Genomic DNA, 19432 nt, shown 5'->3' on the forward strand with positions numbered 1-19432 from the left:
GGCTTTCCCGTCGTCGATGCGGGAACGAAGCTCATCGCGCCGATACAAAAGACCACACCGCGCGATGCGGCCGCCGAAAAAGGGATGAAGGAATTCGACCGTTTTACCGGGCCGGTGAAGGGATATCAGGAGCAGTGTTTCTATCATGCGATGAAGGCCGGGAATGAAGGTGTAACGGTCTCGCTTGTCAACGCCGAACTCAACGGCGGCATGGGCGTATTCGTAAAATACGATCCGAAGGAGCTGCCTGAGTTCACCGAATGGAAAATGACCGGCGAGGGCGCCTATGTCGTCGGTCTTGAACCGGGTAATTGCCGCGTGGAAGGGCGTGCGAAAGAACGCGCCCGCGGCACCCTGCGATCCCTTACACCCGGCGAGAAGCGTGATTATCATCTTGAGATCGGCGTGTGCACAGCGGCGGTGCGGCAATGACAGCCGGGCTCAGAACACGGGCTCAGAATCGGGTTGCGAATGGCCGATAATGCACATATAATTGAAGAAGGTATGCTGATGCATCGAGTGCACCTTTCCGGACAGGACCGGTTATAGTATATGATCGAAGGAGATCCCATGAAAGCGATACGATTCTTCCTCATGGCCGTCGGCATCATCGCACTGTCAGGATGCGCCTCAAAGCAGTCCATTTCATCGCAGTGGCGCGAGGAGCGCGGCGTGTTCATCGAGAATGACACCATGCCCAAGAAATCGTTCACCGACGCGGCATTGAAAAGTGTTTCCGTCATGCGCTTCGATGCGAAATCGGTGCGCACCATCGGCGGGCGGCTCATCGACTATGTGCAGCTGGGCGAGAATTTCACCGACGATATCATCAAGGGTTTCTATACGCTCAATTCCGTCAAGGTGGCGGTCGGCGAATACGAGGACACCATCGAGGAAAGCGATTATATCGAAAAGAAAAGCGGCGACCTGGACATCAGCACGTCGCAGCTGCGCCGTACGATAACGTTCAAGGCGGTGCCGTTCAAGAAGATAGACTGCATGCTTTCGGGGCGCATCGAGAAATTCGACGAAGCACCGGATTACTACAAGAGCTTCATCGAAGTGAGCTTCAAGGTGATAGGCACCTATGACGGCGAGGTCTATTGGGTGTCGCGCATACGCGGTTTTTACAAGGACGTGGTGAAGACCATGGTCGAAACGATATCGAAGGGCACGTATACCGAACCGGTGGACACGACGCCCAAGCCCGCGAAAACGGAGACGAAGTAGCATCGAAACGAGGTCGGCATGAATACGCGTACGTTCGTACTGCTGATGGCGCTCCCCGCTGTCATCGTGCTGTCATCCCTCGGCTGCACGAATATCTTCGGCGTTTTCGGGGCGCCGACGCCCAACGGCACCTACGATGAGCTTGTGCTCCTCGGACAGAACGAATCGCAGGCGAAACGCTACAATAATGCGCTCATCTATTTCGATGCCGCCATCGCAAAGAACCCGTCGGGGAGCAGGGCGCGGGTCTATGCCGCTGATGCCATCTTCCTCCGCGACGCCGCTCAGATAGCGACCATAGTAACCACCTATAACAACAATGTATCGGGCAATCCGTTCTCGGCGCTTGTGAACGTTATGAACAATCCGCCGGCCGGCAATGACCTTTTTTCCGCGACCGGCAGCTTTGCACAGATGGCGAATTATCTCAATAACAGGTACGGCCACTCCTACGTCTATGGACGCTGCGACGGGGCCATCTCGAACACATCGCTCTTTGCGAATATTGAATTCATCTTCGCGAGCGCGTTCCTGCAGATAGGCGAGTTCTTCGATTCCAACGGCGATAAGCATTATGCCCAGGCGGACGACCTTTTCATGCTCGACGGGGGCGGGAACATCGCGGTCAATACGAACAGTTTCAACATAGGTGCAATGACGAATACGACCGTGCTCGCCAACGGCAATTTCGCGAACATGTCCTATGAAGACCTGACGAACATGATAGACCTCATGCGCACGACGCACAATACGCTTGAGGACGTCATGTCCCTGTTCAAGAGCATCTATTCCTCGATAAAACGCGTCGATGATGTGAACGCTGCGGCAGTGCGCATCGGCACGGCCATGCCGTCGTCGTTCTTCGGCATGTCCCTTTCCATCGACACCGCATCAATAACCAATTCGCTCCAGTCATTCGATGCTACCGTCCGTGCGCCGGTCAATTCCATCGCGGCAACGCTCAATACGCTCCATGTGGTGCTCACCGGGGCGGTTGCGTACCCGAGCAATGACGTCGTGTATTTCACCCCGTCAGCATGGGCGACACACACCGGCGGCCTCAAGGGGACGGCCGACAGCGCAATAAGCGTCCTCAACTCCATCGCCGCGCTCGGTGTGCCGCTCGCGGGGCTCACCGACTGGACGACGCTCACCAACACCATCGCCACGAACGACATGGCGGCGTTCTCGAACTTCATCAGCAATATATCATCGATGAGCAATGAGATGACCAATATCATGAACATGCTCACCAACCTGACCACGAATTTCACGGGGTTTTGATCGGTGAGAAAGATCCCGCGGCAATGCATCATCACGCTTATCGCTGCAGCGGCATTCGGAACGATGCCCCTTTTTGCGACGGTAAAGCTCGATCTGCGCATACAGCGCTCCGCCCTTGTCACGCCGTATGTCATGGCCGTCGGCGGCGCGGATATCGCGAGCGCCTCCGATGAGGATGTGTTCGGGCAGAACCCGGCGCTTCTTTCCTTCCAGAAGCGTGCCAGCGCACGCGAGGGATACGGCAAATATCTCGATGAAGACCTTGTGTATCTCGCGACAAAAATGGGAGGGCGATTCCGTTTTCCCGGGATGAATTTCGGGATGAGCCTTTTTGCGGACATGGCCGCGATCACGACATTCCTTGAATACTCGGGCATGAGCTCCATGTTCACGGGGGGCAGCTCGCCGCTTCCCCTCTATTTTCTCGGGCTTGCCGGCATATCGTTCAATACGAACCATACGCCCGCGTCGCTGTCCAACGCATCCGATCTCTCGAATTTCATCGGCGCCATGCAGACGCTTCTGCTTTCCGGAGGCCTCGACATCAATTTCTCGGTGTATACATACGTTCCCGTGAGCGGCAATTTCGCGTTCATGGTCGGCGACCGCGCGCAGCTCCTGTTCCTTCCGGGCATACGCAACGATCTCGCGATAGACCTCGCCTTCGCCACACAGCTCCCCGGCGTGAACCGCATGTCCTTCGGGCTCACCGTGCGCGCGTTCAACCGCTATGCCATCGAGATCAAAAGCGATCTTGACCTCATCGACATCGCGTCCAATGATTTTATCAACAGGTCGATGTCGATATATGTGTCAGCCATACAGAACGCGTTCTCAACGTTCGGCGCATCGCTCATCAGCGGCACGCCGTATTCCAACATGGCGCCGGTGTTCATCGGCACGGGGTTCTCCGTCGATCTCGGTTATGCCTGGCGCGTCAATCGCGAATGGCGTCTGGGCGCCGTCATCGAGGACCTGTACTCGCCCATATCGTGGTGGGACGGCAGACGCGATGTCATCCCCATCAATCTCAAAGTGGGGGCCACGTATTCCATTCCGTTCGCGCTGCCGGGGCTTTTTGAGGACCCGGAGATCATCATGGGGCTTGACGATCTCTTCTCACAGAAATACAATTTCCTTATCAGCTCGCCTATCGCGGCGCTGCAATCGATACTCCTGAAAACGCATGCCGGGCTCAGGTTCGGGATATTCGACAGATTCGCGAAGATACATATCGGGCTCAATCAGGGATACCCTTCTATCATGATATCGAAATCGTTCGATTTCTCGTTCTTCAAATACACGCCCTTCCTGAAACCGCTCACCCCGCCGAAATATGTCGGCGGACCGTGGCCGTTCGCCTTCCCCGATTATACACCTATCATCATACCGCTCACCGAGCAAGAGACACGCCGATATATATCCGAGAACATATTCGTCTATGCCGCGCAGTGGGCCGCATGCATCGTCCTTACCGGCAATCTCGAGTTCGCCGCGGGCGTGTACGGGTATGAGAACGGAAGCTATCCGGGACAGCTTCCTGTGTATATTGGTTTCGGGAGATTGAATCTGTATTGGTATTTTTGAAACACGCACCCGCAGCGCGAGGCAGGGTGCCGATGTGCGTCAAGGGAAGGGACTGGGGGGGGGGTGTTCCCATGCATGCTTTGCCCCTAGCGCTTTCTCTGCCGCGCACGCGATATTTCCAGTATAATACCGATCATGACAGGTACTATCGTGAGTATGACCCCGCCGATAAGTGCATCGGTGTTCGACGTTTTCCCTTTTGTGTCGGTCACAACACCTGCGATGAGCAGCGCCCAGAAAACAGCGCACACGGTAAAAAGGAAGCGCGCTATGACGATCTTCCATGTCCCCTTCCCTCTCGCGGGCCGCGGCATGTCGGTCGGTGTCCGCATTCCTGCCGATACGCCGTCCCATCGCTTATGCGATAAGAGCTGTCCCTTCTTGAGATGCAGAACGCCGAATATCACGAGCATTATCACAAGGGGTATGATAAGGAGCCCCGCTGCGGTACCCGAAAGCGCGAACGTATCGTAGACGGCGTGAAGGAGCCAGGCGATGAAAAATCCGGCCGCTATCTTTCCGATGCGCCCTGTTGCGGCGAATTTCGCGAGCCCGATGAAATACCCCATGAGAACGCCGGTGAACGTATGGAGCGGTATCGATGTGAGCGCGCGCATGATGCCGTTGCCGAAGCCGTTGCCGACCACATAGAACACGTTCTCGAGCATGGCGAATCCGATGGCGACAGCGCCGGTATATACGATGCCGTCATTCTCCTCATTGAAGTTCCTGCTGCGCCAGAGGAAAAGCATGACGACGAGGAGCTTCACGCCCTCTTCGACCGGGGCGATGACGACGAAGGACTGAAGCCCCGCGCCGATGAACCCGCCGACCTTGAAGATCGGGGAAGACAACCCGACGGATTCTATGAATGCTGCAGGGATAACGGATATCGCACCGAGCACGACCGCTCTGAGCACGGTCTTGACCGGCTCCGGCTCAACACTGTCCATCCGTACGATATAGATGAGGAAAAGTATCGGCGGGGCGATAGCGAGCAGTACCAATCCGATGGTCACCATATCATACCTTTATCACGCCGGCGAGCGCACTCGTGAACGCATGTTCCGAACAATCGCGCCGCATGCGCATGAGCATCGCCCGCTGCATCCTGTTCCACGATCTTTCATCGGTATAGAGATCATGAACGGCGCGTGCGAACATCTCGGGGGTATCGCCCACCATCACCTCATAGCCGTTGCGCCAGCCGACCTGTTCTGCGATGAGCGGTGTGACCACGGAGGGGATGCCGAACGATGACGCGTGATGGAGCTTGTACGGTATGCCGCCGGCGAAACGCGTGGGCACCACGAAAACACGATGCGACGCGAACAGTGTGCCGAGGTCGGGCACGTATCCGGTGACGATAAGCCCTTCACGCGCGAGGGAGACAACCTCATCCGTAACATTGCCCGCAATGGTCACGGTCGCACCGAGGGACTGCCGTATCACCGGGAATATCTCCCTGATGAACCACGTGAGCGCATCGTAATTGGGGCTGTGCGGGGCCGTCGACAATATGCTTCCGGCGAAGAGTATGCCCTGCCGCGCACGGAACGATGACGACGGCTTCACGGCAAGCGCATGCCCGAGCGTCGTCACCGATGCGACGCCCGCCTCGGAGAATATCCTTCCCTCGGCATCCGATACCGCGGTGACCATATCGGCTTTTTTTGCGAGCGCTAATTCCTTCGCAACGGCAATTTCGCGCTCACGCAGAGGCATCGCCCTCCCCGTGACCTCGCGGAATCGCGCATCGCGGAACGCGAATATCGCCTCCGCATCATAGATGATCCTCGAGCGCGGTGAAAGGCGTCGGCAGGCATCGCCGTATGCCGCCATATTGCCGGGGCGTGCGATGAAAATGATGTCGTAATAGGCGTTACGCGCTTTCAGTATGCGCTTCACATCGGCGTACTCATCGTGGAACACCTCCACGCCGCGGCGCGCAAGATCGGCAGCGATGTCCGCACGGGAACGCATGCGTGTCGGGCACACGCTCACAAAGCAGCCGAGCGAAACAAGTCTCGTGACGATATCGTACGACCGCGGCATGCCCGAACCGACAGCGGGGTCGGGTATCCTGTCCTCGATGAAGAGCACACGCGGGCGCTTGTCGGGAACTGACCGATACGGGAAAAGATCGCGTTCCCCCGCGGGGCATCGCACTGCAAGCTCCTTCTCCCAGCGCGCAAGGAATTTCCTGCGATTTACCGCCTGACGCGCGAGCGCATCCGCCGCCGGCATGCTCTGGAATTCATGATGCACGGCATTGGCGAACGGCGTATACACGACGCGCAACCCCGCTTTGCGCACGCGCATGCAGTAATCACTTTCTTCATAGTATGCGGGGGCATAGAGCTCATCGAAACCCTTGAGTTGTGCAAACAGCACGCGCGGTGTGCAGAACAGCGCACCGCTCACATAGTCGACATCGCGCATGAAGGAATACTCGGGCTTGAACGGATGGTCCATACGCCCGTAGCCGCCGGCAGTGCCGTCGGTTCGGAGCACGCTCCCTGCTTCCTGAAGCCGTCCGTCGGGGAACAGCAATCGCCCGCCGACCACGCCGATGTCCTCACTTCGCATCACATCGATGAGCGCGCGGCAGGTACCCGGCAGGAGCTCGGCGTCATTGTTCATGAACAGGATGTAGTCGCCCTTCGCGCGGCGGGATGCATTGCTGCAATTGCGGAGGAAGCCGACGTTCTTTTCCGCGCGGAGAATTATCGCATTGACCGTGCACTGTTCGATCTGTGCCGTCCCGTCGGGCGATGCGTCATCGGCGATGATCACCTCACAGGGAATATCCGTGACCGTACGCGCTATCGATATGAGCGCTCGGCGTGTATGATGCCACTGATCATACACCGGAACGATGATGGAAAGTACGGGCTTTTTCGAGTCGGGGAGCGTGATGACACCGCTGCCGCTGCGTTCGCGTTCCCAGAACGCCGTCTCGAAATAGTACGGACTCTCCTTCGGCACCTTCCGTCTGCGCACGGCGAGAATGCGTATCGGGGAGATCATCCCTGAGAACAGCCGCACTATCTCCTTCACCCGTTCCCTTCGTGCCGAGCCCGGTGGAAGGAGTGTAGTGATCATCCTCGATATTACGCCGCGCATGCCCCGACTATACGGCAAATGGGAAAAACATCAAGGCAAACGATCACTCGCGAGCGGACGATTATAACAAGGTCAAGAGAACGGCAGACCGTCCGGACCTCCCCCTCGATGGTAATAAAAAATTAATGGGTATTCCACACATTTTTCAGATATGTGCTTCCATCGCTCTTTCCGGCAATGATCCATATTTTGCTGTTATGGACCAGGATAACCGCGCCAGTGCGCGCACCGTATCCCGCACTGGATGTCACCGTGCTCCATGTTATCCCATCCATCGACGATATCACATCCTGTTTTGTCCCCGTTTCCGATCCATAACTATCCTGTCCAGAGGTATAATACATCTTCTCCGTTCCGGCGAACGCGCCATGAAAACTTCTCCCAGACGCACCGGCAAAGGTCGACATCCTCGTCCATGTGCCCCCGTCGGTTGAACGGTACACATCGTTGGTGAGCTGTCCATTGAGTGTTCCACCGATCACCCACATCGCATCCTTGAACACACAAACAGCCGTATGGTAGCGCCCACCTGAAGTGAATGCAATATTCGTGACCAAGGTCCAATTAATGCCGTCGGCTGACTGGTATACCGTATTTTGAGGAGACGTTGTGTAACAGCCGATAGCCCAAAGCATATTGTTGTAGACGACGAAACGTATGCCGCTGCGGCCGGAAGGAAATGCATTGGCATTCGCAAGAGTCCAATTCTCCCCGTCGGTCGAATAATACGCATCTCTCAGGAATTGTGAACCGTCATGACCGCACATGACCCACATTTTATTATCATACACCACCATGGAATGGCCGTATCGCCGTGAAAAAGCGGCTTTGTTCGTGGCCTGTGTCCATGAAATACCGTCCGTACTTGACCAAACATCATTCGTGTACACTCCGGAGCTTATCTCTCCTCCGGCGATCCAGATCTTTCCATTGTATGAAACGGCCGTGGCATATCCCCTCGCTGTAAACGGGGAAGTAGCGACTGCCTCCTGCCACGCATTTGCATTATACGACACCGGTGTCAATGAAAGCGGGTTGTTCCCGCCGCAGGATGTCAAAACAAGAGCAACGACTACCAAGGAAACGAATGATATTCGGTGCCTCATTGGTCCTCCGACGATTGTACTTTAATGTAGTATACGCTATTTTTTGGAAAAAGTGCAAACGCAAAAGCATACGGAACAGCAAGGAGCTAGCCTGACGGATGCATAAAAAGAACGATGCCCTTTACCATGTCCTGTTCTATCTGTGTAGCCCCCTCGGGCGATGCATCATCGAAACGATACGCATATCAAATACCCTTTGCGGGGACTTCGCAGATCAATTGTGCCCGGCGCATGATGAAGAACACGACGGCGGTGAACACAAGTATCGATGCCTGGAAAAGCACCGAAACGGTGACAAGATCGCTCACGGACAGGTGAATGCCGCGCACGATGAGATAGAACGCCGCGATGAAAACGATATACACGTAGAGCGGCCAGTATTTCCTGCATGCGGAAAGGTAATTGCAGAAGAGATTGGTGAAGCTCAGGCAGGCGGCGCCGACGGCATAAAGCGACACGAGCGGCGCGACATCGCTGTAGCGTTCGGTGAATTGAAGGACGATGAGCGGCCGCGCGAACAGCGCGATGAAGATGAGGCCGCCCCCCACGACGAATGCGTTCACCAGGAACGTATCGCGCAGATGGCGGCGTTTCGTGCGGCTCTTGCCGGCGGCGCTTATGCGGGCGAAGAGGAGCGGGCCTATCATCGAAGGAAGGAGCGCCAGGACCTTGCCGAGTATCGTCACGGTCGCGAATGCCCCGGCATCGTCCGCCGAAAGGAAGCGTTTTGCGAGGACAACATCTATCTGCATCACCGCCATGCAGATGGTATAGACGGCCATGAGCGGCAGAAGTCCGGCGATGTTCGAGAACACCCATTGAAGACCGCTTGCCGAGAACGCATCGGAAGATCGCATGCCGGGGAAGGAGCGGACAAGGAACAGCACGAAGAGCGCCGCGAGGACGAGATACGGAAGGAGCGCGCTCCACATCGCGAACGCGAACGTGAAACCCGCCGCGACGAAAATGACCGTGAGCAGCAGACGCACGATGACGGACACCATTATCGATGCGTTCACGGAAAATCCCTTCTTGCGCCCGAAGAGCGCCCCGCTCACAATGGTGGTGACGGTCGAAAGCACAACGATAGCGGCAAGAAAGGTAAAGCCGGACTGCGAACGTATCTGCATGTTCCGCGCAAGCCAGCCGGAGAAAAGAACGAGCACGGCGGCGGCGGCAAGAGAAATACTGACAAAGAAGACGCAGAGCGAAATGATGCGCCGTGCCGCGATGGCACCGCGTGATGAGGCGACGGAGCGTATGACGAAGAAGAGCACGGCGGTTATCGGCATTGTCGCGATGGCCAGAAATCCCATGAGCACGGTATAATCGCCGAAATCGGCCGCGGAAAGATTGCGGTTGGTGAAGACCTGGATGATATAATTCCCGAGACCGGCGATGGCTGAAAAAAGGATGCTCGCGATGGAGGAGGATATGAGCGTGTTACGACGCAGGAATGAACGTAATCGTTTCATCACCGTCGTCTTCCCGCCCGGCCGCTGCCGGCCTTTTTCTGCAAGATGCATTCATAATTGAGCGTAACGGATTTTCGGCGGTCAAGGAAGTCCAGCAGGAAGGCGAGCAGGTTGATGAAGAAAATCGGAATGCTGAAGATGACATGGAAAGGATAATATATCCACGGGTGGTCGTTGAATACTTTCGGCAACGCCACCTGTATGAGACGCGCGATAACACCGAATATGCCGCCCTGCGGGCGAATGGACACTACGGAAAATCCAACGTGTTCCGCGAGACTTCGCACGCCGTAGGACGTATAGCGGAAATAATCATGCGGTTCCATATGCGGCGGATGTATCTGCGGCACACAGAGGAAAAGATAACCGCCCTTCTTGAGAACACGGCACATCTCTTTCATCGCACGTTCGGGATCCGGGACATGTTCGAGCACCTGCATCGACAGTACCGCATCAAAGCTGCCGCTCTGTACCGGCATGCGGGAAACGTCGGCGACGATATCGATACCGTATGCCGGTGTCTTGTCCAGGCTCACATAATCATGGTCTTTGAACAGCGGACGGTATTGAGCATCACCGGCACCAGCGTCGAGAACTCGGCTCTTGTCCGGCATACGCTTCGCCGCCAAAGCCACGAAACGGCGGATGCGGTATGCGAGAGGATTGCTGATCGGCTCCGGGAATATCGTCACATATATCCGGTAACATATCCTGAATATCCTGTTCGTCATGCGCATCTCCATGAACGCTGTTTTTCCTTTCGAGCGATGATATAACACGAGGGTAAAAGAAGTCGGAGGAGCGGCATGCGGGCCAGTATCGATGCGGGAAATGGCAGAGGCTGCATAGCCCCCGAGTTGTGAAGGATACGCAAGCCCTGTGCGCGGAAATACCGCACTATCGGTATGCTGTTGGCAACGACAACGGCGTCATCATCAGGCATGAATTGCGGACGTTCTATCGGCTCGTTCATTTCCAAGGGCACACCGAGCGCGTATCGGAGTACGCGCATGAATTTCTCCCTCAGCGAATATCCGCGGACGCTGTTGAATATCCCGAGGAAATTCGGCGTTGCGACGATGCACACCCCGCCCGGTTCAAGAACACGTATCTGCTCCCGGAGGAAGCCATAGGGGTCGGCGACATGCTCGAATACCGTGAACGATCCAACAACAGAAAAATAGCCGTCGGGATAGGGGATGCGGGAGCCGCTATACCGTCGCACGTTGGCCTTGACCCTGCATTCTTTCAGAAAAAAGCCGCTGACATCGATACCGAAAAGATCTCGGCGGGTACGTGTCCGGGAAAGCATGCGCAGCGCGGTCCCCGTCCCGCAGCCGACATCGAGGAATTTCCCGCGAGGGGACAGATACCGGAGGACATCAGTGCAATATTTCATGTACAGCGATTCCGGTGATGTTACAAGGAATTCCTTGTACCGCTTATCGGTGCGAAATCGCCGCGTCATGCTGCTTCTCCAGAACGCACAGTATGCTTCTACCGAATCCGGGGGCGATACGCGCCAGCGTACGCGAACAAAGCCGTCCGCTGCCGTCAAAATTGATGACATCGGAAGTATGCTTGACCACACGCCAGCCGTTACGGGAAAGAAGGGTGACAAGCGTCGGGTAGATGAAATACCGCACATGGCCGACGGCATCGGGCTCAAGCGGGCTTAACTCAATGAACGGGTTCTTTCCGAACAGCAGCAGCAGTCGTTTGCCAAAACTGGCGAGATTCGGCGTGGTCAGTATGAATTTCCCTGCGTCCTTAAGCACGCGACGTGCCTCAGACAGCAGTCTATCCGGTACGAGAACGTGCTCGATGACCTCGCTTGCGATGACCATATCGAACGACCCGGTTTTGAACGGAAGAGATTTCTCATCGACATTGCAGTAGCGCGCATCCATCCCGCGTTTTCGCGCGATTGCAATCTGTTCACGCGAAACATCGACCCCGAAAAGGCGCAGCCCGCTTAAACCGTCGAAAAGAGACCCGTCGCCGCACCCGATATCAAGGATCGTCCTCGGCTTCGCCGCCGCGATCTCGGCGCGGATGAATGCGTACACTTCCGGCATCCGACGATAATTATCCTCGCGATAGAGATCCCTCGTGATCGATTCCCACTTATTCATATTTCCCCGCCCATACGTTCAGCTGCAATATTCGTAGCAGCGTGAATCGGTGATCCGCACGTCCCGAACAATGCTCGTCGTAAAGTACTCTTGCATATGCATTGGAGAATCGACCCGTTCCGGTATGCTGCTTGAACAGGTCGCTGAGCTCGGATCGTATCCACCGGTCAAGCGGAACACCAAAACCGCGCTTCGGCCTGTATGCAAAATCACGGCCGAATATCTTTTCAGCGATGCGCTTTATGATATATTTTGACGTTCCGTCATTCACCTTCATACTCCCCGGCAATGAGAACACGAACTCAGCAAGATCCTTATCGAGCAATGGATTGCGCATCTCAAGCGATGCCGCCATGGTGGCCCGGTCGCCCTTCACGAGATACCAGTCCGGGAGCTGCAAACGGCAGTCGAGATAGAGCGATCGATTGAGTATATCATGGCCTTTGCATTCTTCAAACCAGGCGAACGCTTCACGGAACACGGAGCGGATATCGATCGTATGGCCGAGAAGCCGCGCCGCGTCCGCGGGCAGGAGTCCGCCGCTGCCGAAGATGAATTGCCGTACGGGGAACGGATAGCGGAGCATCGTGAAGAATTTCCGGTACACGTTGTCCTTCGGGAAAAGGAACGCCGCCGCCGACGCGAGCCAGCGGAGGAAGGACAATCGCTCGATGAAGACCTGCGCGCGGTGCTTCTCATAACCGCCGAACAGTTCATCGCCGCCGTCGCCGGAAAGCGCCACCGTGATATGCTTTTTCGCATACTGAGCCACATAGTAAAGCGGTATGACGGCCGCGTCCGCGAGTGGTTCATCGAGATAGTCGAGCATGGCTTCGAACGCGGGCTTGACCGCGGCACCCTCGAGATAGCAGTGGTCGAGGGGAATGCCGAGGCGTTTCGCCGCGTAGTCCGCGTACGCGCTTTCATCCGCCTCCGGGGCGTTGCGATAGCTCACGGTGAACGCATTCACCTTGTCCGTGTGACGTGCAAGCGAAGCGGTGACAATGCTTGAATCAATGCCGCCGCTCAGGAACACGCCGAGCGGCACGTCGGCCATGAGCCGCTTCTGCACGGCCGCATCGATAAGTGTTTCGGTTTGCGCAACGGTATCGTCCATCGATATACGCCGGTTCACGGCAATGGCGCCAGGCTCCCAGTATACGTTCATATCCTGTATGCGCCACGAGGCGATGTCGAAGGTGAACGCCGTTGAGGGAGGCACTTTTCGTATCTGCGAGAATATGCTCCCCGGCGACGGGATATAGCCGTAGAAAAGGAATTGCGTTACCGCGCGATCGTCCACGGACAGACGCTTTTTCAGCGGAGGATACGCGAGCATGGCTTTGAGTTCGGACGCGAAGACGAAGCGTTCATCGTCGAGATAATAGTAGAGCGGCTTTTTCCCGAAATGATCGCGCGCGAGGAAGAGCTGCTCTCTCGTCCTGTCGTGGATGCAGAACGCGAACATCCCTTCGACGTGACGAACGAGATCGGCACCGTATTCCTCATAGCCGTGAACGAGCACTTCGGTGTCCGATGCGCTTACGAAGCGATGCTTCTCTGTGAGCGCGCTTTTCACCTGCCGGTAATTATAGATCTCTCCGTTATAGACGATGCGTACCGATGCATCCTCGTTCTCAAGGGGCTGCCGCGCGTGTACCGATGTGTCGATGATGGATAGGCGCCGATGACCGAGCGCGATGTTCTTCTCGATGCGTATCCCTTCCTGATCGGGACCGCGCAGGATGAGCGAACGGACCATGGCGGTGAACCGTGTGCGATCGACCGCCTGCGACCGTTCAACAACGCCGACAATGCCGCACATGTACTACCGCCATTATTTCACCTTTTTCCGTTTCCCTTTTGCGCCGTTGCGGAAGCGTATCACCTTCGCGGGAACACCGGCGACGATGGCATACGAGGGGACATCCTTTGTCACGACCGACCCCGCGCCGATGACGGCACCCTTCCCGATAGTGACACCGGGGAGTATCGTCGTATTCGCACCGATCCAAACTTCATCGCCAATGGTAACCGGACGATATTCATCCTTCTGTTTCGCTATCGTGACCGAGATATCGTCAAATCCGTGCATCGTCGATATTATCGTAACATATTGCCCAATGAGCACATGCTTGCCTATCGTAAGCCCGCCGTTGCCGTCGAGCACGGCATGGATATTTATCGTTACGTAATCGTCAAGCGATATGCCGCGCGGGCCGGTTATCCATACGCCGCGCATGATCGTCGTGTATTTTCCCAGGCGCTTGAACAGCACCCCCCAGAGCAGTGCACGCAGCCGGGCCTTTCTGAACAGGAATTGATTGTAAATAAACCGCAGGACCTCGAACATGGAGAACCCCTTATCTGAGAATACGCGATATGCTGTTGACAAGCTTCTTCGTGAAAAAGTATATCATCGCATCGCGCCATCCGTACCAGTACAATCGCACGAGATCGAACCTGCCGAAACGGACGACGAGCGCCGAATAGATGAGGGCCCATATCCAGGAGAAGACAAGGGCGTACACGACGCGATGATACCACCGCCCGTAACGGAATATGATGAACCCGCGATTGCGCATGGTGTAATACGCCTTGTGCTTGTACTCGCCGCCGAGCGTCCGCGGCGTGTACACACCGGTGGGGATATTGTGATGCGTGATCGCAGCGGACACGAACGCCGACTGTATGCCGTACCGCCGGGCATTGAACGCGAAATCAGGCTCGGTGAACGTCTGCACGAGGGCCTCATCGAAACACCCCGCTTTCCTGAAAACGGAACGTGCTATCATGAACACATTGGGGATGCCGTCGCTGTCACTGTACTCGCGGCCGGAGCGATCCACCCATCCATTGGTGCGGCCGGTGAAGAAATTTATCCGCTGCCCGTCAAGTATACGCTTCTTTGTTCTTGCCGAATAGTTCGACGGACCGAGAATGCCGTACTCCGGATGCATCTGTGCGAATGCCACGAGCTCGCGTATCATGTTCTTATCGATGACATTATCGTCATCGATGAAAGCGATGTACTCCCCTCGCGCGAGTTTCGCCCCGAGATTCCTCGCCTTGACCATCTTGATGTTCGTTTTCGCATGCTCGATACGCACCCGTTCGATGCGGCTTCCGGTCATCCGCTTCAAGCGCGGCACGGTAAGGGCCTTCGTTGCGTCGGACGAGTTATCATCGATGATGATGAGTTCGATCGGCCGATACGATGATGCGGCGACCGATCGTATGCACTCGCAGAGCAGTTCGTAACGATCGCGCGTTGTTATGACCGCCGATACGAGGGGCGTGCGGGAGCGTTTGGATGCGGTCATTCTCTGTACCCGGGAGTTGTGATTTCGAGCCATTCAGCATACTATGACATAAATCAGAATTCGCAAGAGGCGCACAGGCGATGGCTCACGCACGGAAAAAGATACTGCTCGTATACCCGGGGGTATTTGACAGTCCGTTCCCGGAGCTGCCGATGCCGCTCCTCTATCTTTCATGGGCGCTCAAAAAACACGGCTACATCGTCGACATACTCGACACGCGCCTCACCGATTTCCGGTCCGTGACCGACCTTTCGCCGTACCTCTTCGCCGGCATAAGCACGATGACCGGTTCGATGATAACGCACGCCCTTGCTTTCGCTTCGCATGCCCGCGCACTCGCCCCGGCACTGCCGCTCGTGTGGGGGGGCATACACCCGACGCTCCTCACCGAAGAGACGCTCGCCGACACCCATGTCGATATCATCGTTCGCGGCGAGGGCGAAACAACGGTGTGCGAACTCGCCGATGCGCTCTCTTCCGGCGCTTCGCTCGATACAATAGCGGGGGTATCGTTCAAACGGGGCGGCGAGATGATACACAATCCGGAGCGGCCGTTCCTGGACATGAACACCTTCGACCCCGAACTCCCGTACGAATTATTCGACCTCAAACGCTACACGGTTTCCCCGTTCCCCGTGCACACGAGCCGCGGCTGTCCGCATCGCTGCGGGTTCTGCTACAATATGGCGTTCAATCATCGCCGCTGGCGCTCAAAGAATGCAGCACGTACGCTCGATGAGATAGCATATATCGTAAAGCGATTCAACCCCGCGCATATCTGCTTCACTTGGGAGGATGAATTCTTCATCAATGTGCCGCGCGTGCGCGAGATAGCCGAGGGGCTTCTTTCCCGCTCGATCACGGTGAGCTGGGAATCGTTCTGCCGCTTCGACAGCTTCACCCGCGTGGATGATGAAGCGTTGAAGGTCATGGAACGCTCGGGGCTTCGGCTCCTCAGTTTCGGCGGCGAGTCGGGGTCGGAGCGCATGCTCGATACGGTCATCTGCAAGGACATAAAGCTCGATCAAGTGCGCGAGGCGACACGGCGTCTTTCACGTACAAGCATACGGCAGGTGATATCATTCATGTCGGGGCTGCCGGGTGAGACGGATGAGGATATGTCGAAAACGTTCTCGTTCATGGATGAGCTCGCGACGATCAACGGCACTATCTACTTCAACGGCGTCTTCCTCTACACGCCGTACCCCGGCACACCGCTTTTTGAGCGCATCGTGCGCGAATACGGCTATCGCCCGCCGACGTCGTTCTCCGCGTGGGGGAATTTCGGCATCTATCGCGATGTCGGCGCTACTTGGTACAAGCCGCGGTATCTCAAAAAATACCGCGCAGTATCGATACTCACGCGCTTCCCGTTCTGGAAAAAGGAATTCGCCCTCTCCGATGTGAAACGCGGCATTGTGCCTGAGCGCTTTGCCCGTTTCCCGCTCAATCTCGTGTACTTTTTCTACACGCGCATGGCGATGTTCCGCTGGAAGCATCGCTGGTTTCGCTTCGCCTTCGAATGGTCGCTGCTCGAACGCATGCTCGCCCGCGTCCGCGGATTTGTATAACGGGAACTACTGCTCGTCGTACCACTGTTTTTCTTTCGAGAACCAGCGGCGTATCCACGGATGCTCGAGTATCGCTTTTATCTGGCTTAACCGTATGTTCAGGAGCAATGACAGCAGGACACGCGGGCGCAGATAGAATCTTTTTATGAAACGCTCCTGCAGCGCGATGATGCGCGGAAGGGAGATGTCCTGGAACGATGGCACGGTCTCGTTCTTCTGGAATGCATCCACGCGCGCAGCGTATGCATCGCTCATCGGCTCGAATATCGCTTCGAAATCCTCGCTCCCGGGATACGGTATGTAATTGCTCACCTGTATCCGGTCGAACGGCACCGAGAGCGCAAAGCGCATCGAGCGCTCGATATGCTCCTCGGTCTCACCGCGCATGCCGCACATGAAGAATCCGCTCACCTTTATGCCGTGCTTGTGGAAGAGCGACACGACCGGCGCTACGACAGCGAGATCGAGGTGCTTGCGTATCTTTTTCATGATATCCTGATCGCCCGTTTCAACGCCGAGCCCGACGAAGTAGCCGCCCGAGCGCGCCATTTTTCCGACAAGCGCTTCCGTCAGACGATCGATGCGTATGCCGTTGGGCGCACGCCAATGCATGCGGACGTTCTCAGCGATCATCATGTCGAATATCGCTTCCGCGCGTGCGGTGTCCATCGTCAGATTGTCATCGGTGAAGAATATCTCGTCGGCGCCGAAGCGCTCCCTGAGCATTTTCATCTCAGCGATGATGTTCGCCGGATCGCGGTAGCGCATGCGCCGTTTATTGGTGAGCCCCGACGAACAGAACGTGCATCGATACGGGCAGCCGCGGCTCGTGAGTATCGGCACCGGGCGTTTGCCGCGTATCGGCATGGACGCACCCTGCAGGTAGGGATAGTAGCGCCGCGGATCGATAAGGTCCCAATCGGGGAACGGTAATTCGTTCGCGTCGCGGAGAAAACCGAAATTGACGGCCGCATGGCACCACCGACCGCCATTCGCATAGATGAGACCGCTCACCGATGAAGCATCACGTTTTCCTTCGATGTGTTCTGCGAATTCAACGATAGCCGTTTCGCCTTCGCCCATGACGCCGTAGTCGGCGCCGATATGATCGAGTGCAAGTCCCTGAAGTGCCGTGATATGCGGTCCGCCGACAATGACAATGACATTCGGGAGGCGTGCCTTGAGAAGCGGGATGAATTCCTTCGTCCAATTATGCGAGCCGGTGTACACCTGAATGCCGACGATGTCCGGCCGCTTCTCTGCGGCAAGTCCCGCGGCATGTACGGGCGTGAGCAGCGAGAGCGAACCGTCGATGAGGGAAACATCGCTGTAGCCGTTCTTCTTGAGCGATGCGCTCAGATAGCCGAGCGAGAGCGGCGGATTGACCTGGAATCGTGAGCCGTATGTGGGGCGGAGAAGGATTATCCTCATTGGCGATATCATATGGGATATGATACTCGAAGAAAAGACATCCCGCAAGTTACGCGAGAAAACACTTCATTATTGAAATGAAAACGTTACATCTGTGAAACCTTAGCCGATGACGGTATGAAATGACAATCAATCGGAACACCATGTATCCGTCAAGTATGCATTGTCATACCGCTGCCCTCCAATAACCCACAATTTATTCATAAACCCGGAGACATAAGAACCTGAACGGCGCGAAAAACCCGCGTTGAGCGTGGCGTAATTCCAAGAACCGTTATAATACCAGACATCGTTCGATGCAAAACTTACGGATGAACTTGATTGACCACCGATAAGCCATATTTTCCCCCCGACCAACGTGCTTGAGCAATAATACCGATTACCGCCAGGGAAAGTTCCGGCTGACGTCCATGTAATTCCATTGGTCGAATACCACATATCATTCAATGCTGCAACGCCGGTCCAGCCCCCGATGATCCACATCCTATCGTTGTAGACGACAGCACTATGAGCCCAACGTGCGGAAAATGCCGCGGAGGCAGTGGCCGACGTCCAAGTTAATCCGTCGCTTGTGTAATAGACATCGTTCAGTGCTCCGCCGGCTCCTCCGCCAATCAGCCACATCTTTCCGTTATACACAAGCATTTGATGAGCGTTACGAGCAGAAAATCCCGGCGATGTTGTCTCCTGCGTCCAATTGGTGCCATCGGATGAACTATATACATCGCCCTTGTTCACCCCGTCATATCCCGCAGTGACCCAAATTTTACCGTTGAACACCGCTGATGCGCATCCATATCGACCGCTCGCCCACAGCGACGAAGTCGCCTGATACCACGTAATACCGTCGGACGACCGATATACATCGTTCACGTACGGGGCTGACCCCCCGATAAGCCACATATTGCCATTGAATTCGACGATACTTCCGAATCCCCTTCCGGCAAACGATCCGGTCGCTTTTTGCGTCCAATTGTTTCCTGAAACGATAATATTCGTGTTTCTAGGATCGTATGGATTGATCCTGCCAATTTTCACCGGAAGGCATCCAATCATTGTCATAATGCCCACGGAAAACGCACATCCGATCATGGACCTCATTTCGTACCTCCTTAACCAAAAGTGAGTGAATATATCATTTCGATTGATAATCGATGATGCATG

17 protein-coding genes are annotated in these 19432 nt (G+C 55.9%); 5 read left to right on the top strand and 12 right to left on the bottom strand.

Annotated elements, in window-relative coordinates; translation table 11 throughout:
- From AABZ39_01260 to AABZ39_01275, 4 genes are all read left to right on the top strand, one after another.
- The coding region (locus AABZ39_01260; GenBank protein MEK6793374.1) for a DUF4432 family protein at positions 1-432 on the top strand (432 nt) is incomplete at its 5' end.
- 138 nt (positions 433-570) lie between these two features.
- Positions 571-1230 (top strand): hypothetical protein, encoded by a 660-nt coding sequence (locus AABZ39_01265; protein MEK6793375.1) that lies wholly within the window; start codon positions 571-573, stop codon positions 1228-1230.
- Between the two features lie 18 nt (positions 1231-1248).
- The gene (locus tag AABZ39_01270) at positions 1249-2514 is read left to right on the top strand and encodes a hypothetical protein (GenBank protein ID MEK6793376.1); all 1266 of its coding nucleotides are present in this window, start codon (positions 1249-1251) and stop codon (positions 2512-2514) included.
- Between the two features lie 3 nt (positions 2515-2517).
- A complete protein-coding gene (locus tag AABZ39_01275; GenBank protein ID MEK6793377.1) occupies positions 2518-4101 on the top strand; it encodes a hypothetical protein in 1584 nt (527 codons plus the stop codon).
- 86 nt (positions 4102-4187) lie between these two features.
- On the opposite strand, the gene AABZ39_01280 is transcribed toward AABZ39_01275, so the two are convergent.
- The 10 genes from AABZ39_01280 to AABZ39_01325 form a co-directional block, all read right to left on the bottom strand.
- The gene (locus AABZ39_01280) at positions 4188-5123 is read right to left on the bottom strand and encodes a PrsW family glutamic-type intramembrane protease (GenBank protein MEK6793378.1); all 936 of its coding nucleotides are present in this window, start codon (positions 5121-5123) and stop codon (positions 4188-4190) included.
- A gap of 1 nt (position 5124) precedes the next feature.
- Complete coding sequence (locus AABZ39_01285) at positions 5125-7206, bottom strand: glycosyltransferase (protein ID MEK6793379.1); 2082 nt, start codon at positions 7204-7206, stop codon at positions 5125-5127.
- A gap of 143 nt (positions 7207-7349) precedes the next feature.
- The gene (locus AABZ39_01290; protein ID MEK6793380.1) at positions 7350-8333 is read right to left on the bottom strand and encodes a kelch repeat-containing protein; all 984 of its coding nucleotides are present in this window, start codon (positions 8331-8333) and stop codon (positions 7350-7352) included.
- A 185-nt stretch (positions 8334-8518) separates the two neighbouring features.
- A complete protein-coding gene (locus AABZ39_01295) occupies positions 8519-9808 on the bottom strand; it encodes a hypothetical protein (protein ID MEK6793381.1) in 1290 nt (429 codons plus the stop codon).
- The gene (locus tag AABZ39_01300) at positions 9808-10539 is read right to left on the bottom strand and encodes a class I SAM-dependent methyltransferase (GenBank protein MEK6793382.1); all 732 of its coding nucleotides are present in this window, start codon (positions 10537-10539) and stop codon (positions 9808-9810) included. The genes AABZ39_01295 and AABZ39_01300 overlap by 1 nt, the downstream gene beginning before the upstream one ends.
- Positions 10536-11276, bottom strand: a complete 741-nt coding sequence (locus AABZ39_01305; GenBank protein MEK6793383.1) for a class I SAM-dependent methyltransferase — start codon at positions 11274-11276, stop codon at positions 10536-10538. The genes AABZ39_01300 and AABZ39_01305 overlap by 4 nt, the downstream gene beginning before the upstream one ends.
- On the bottom strand, positions 11251-11943 hold the full coding sequence (locus AABZ39_01310; GenBank protein MEK6793384.1) for a class I SAM-dependent methyltransferase: 693 nt from the start codon (positions 11941-11943) through the stop codon (positions 11251-11253). Before AABZ39_01310 ends, AABZ39_01305 begins: the two co-directional genes overlap by 26 nt.
- Entirely contained in the window at positions 11936-13768 is a 1833-nt protein-coding gene (asnB, locus tag AABZ39_01315) for an asparagine synthase (glutamine-hydrolyzing) (protein MEK6793385.1), read from the bottom strand. The genes AABZ39_01310 and asnB overlap by 8 nt, the downstream gene beginning before the upstream one ends.
- A 12-nt stretch (positions 13769-13780) precedes the next feature.
- Positions 13781-14296: an acyltransferase gene (locus AABZ39_01320; protein ID MEK6793386.1), complete on the bottom strand. Its 516-nt coding sequence runs from the start codon at positions 14294-14296 to the stop codon at positions 13781-13783.
- A gap of 10 nt (positions 14297-14306) precedes the next feature.
- On the bottom strand, positions 14307-15266 hold the full coding sequence (locus AABZ39_01325; protein MEK6793387.1) for a glycosyltransferase: 960 nt from the start codon (positions 15264-15266) through the stop codon (positions 14307-14309).
- Between the two features lie 80 nt (positions 15267-15346).
- Here AABZ39_01325 and AABZ39_01330 point away from each other — a divergent pair, with 80 nt between their 5' ends.
- Positions 15347-16837, top strand: coding sequence for a radical SAM protein (locus AABZ39_01330; GenBank protein MEK6793388.1), 1491 nt, complete (start codon positions 15347-15349; stop codon positions 16835-16837).
- Between the two features lie 6 nt (positions 16838-16843).
- Here AABZ39_01330 and AABZ39_01335 read toward each other — a convergent pair whose 3' ends face one another.
- Both AABZ39_01335 and AABZ39_01340 read right to left on the bottom strand, forming a co-directional pair.
- Positions 16844-18268: a radical SAM protein gene (locus AABZ39_01335; GenBank protein MEK6793389.1), complete on the bottom strand. Its 1425-nt coding sequence runs from the start codon at positions 18266-18268 to the stop codon at positions 16844-16846.
- A 129-nt stretch (positions 18269-18397) separates the two neighbouring features.
- A complete protein-coding gene (locus AABZ39_01340) occupies positions 18398-19369 on the bottom strand; it encodes a kelch repeat-containing protein (protein ID MEK6793390.1) in 972 nt (323 codons plus the stop codon).
- Between the last annotated feature and the right edge of the window lie 63 nt (positions 19370-19432).

This window comes from Spirochaetota bacterium (assembly GCA_038043445.1).
Classification (GTDB): Bacteria; Spirochaetota; Brachyspiria; order Brachyspirales; family JACRPF01; genus JBBTBY01.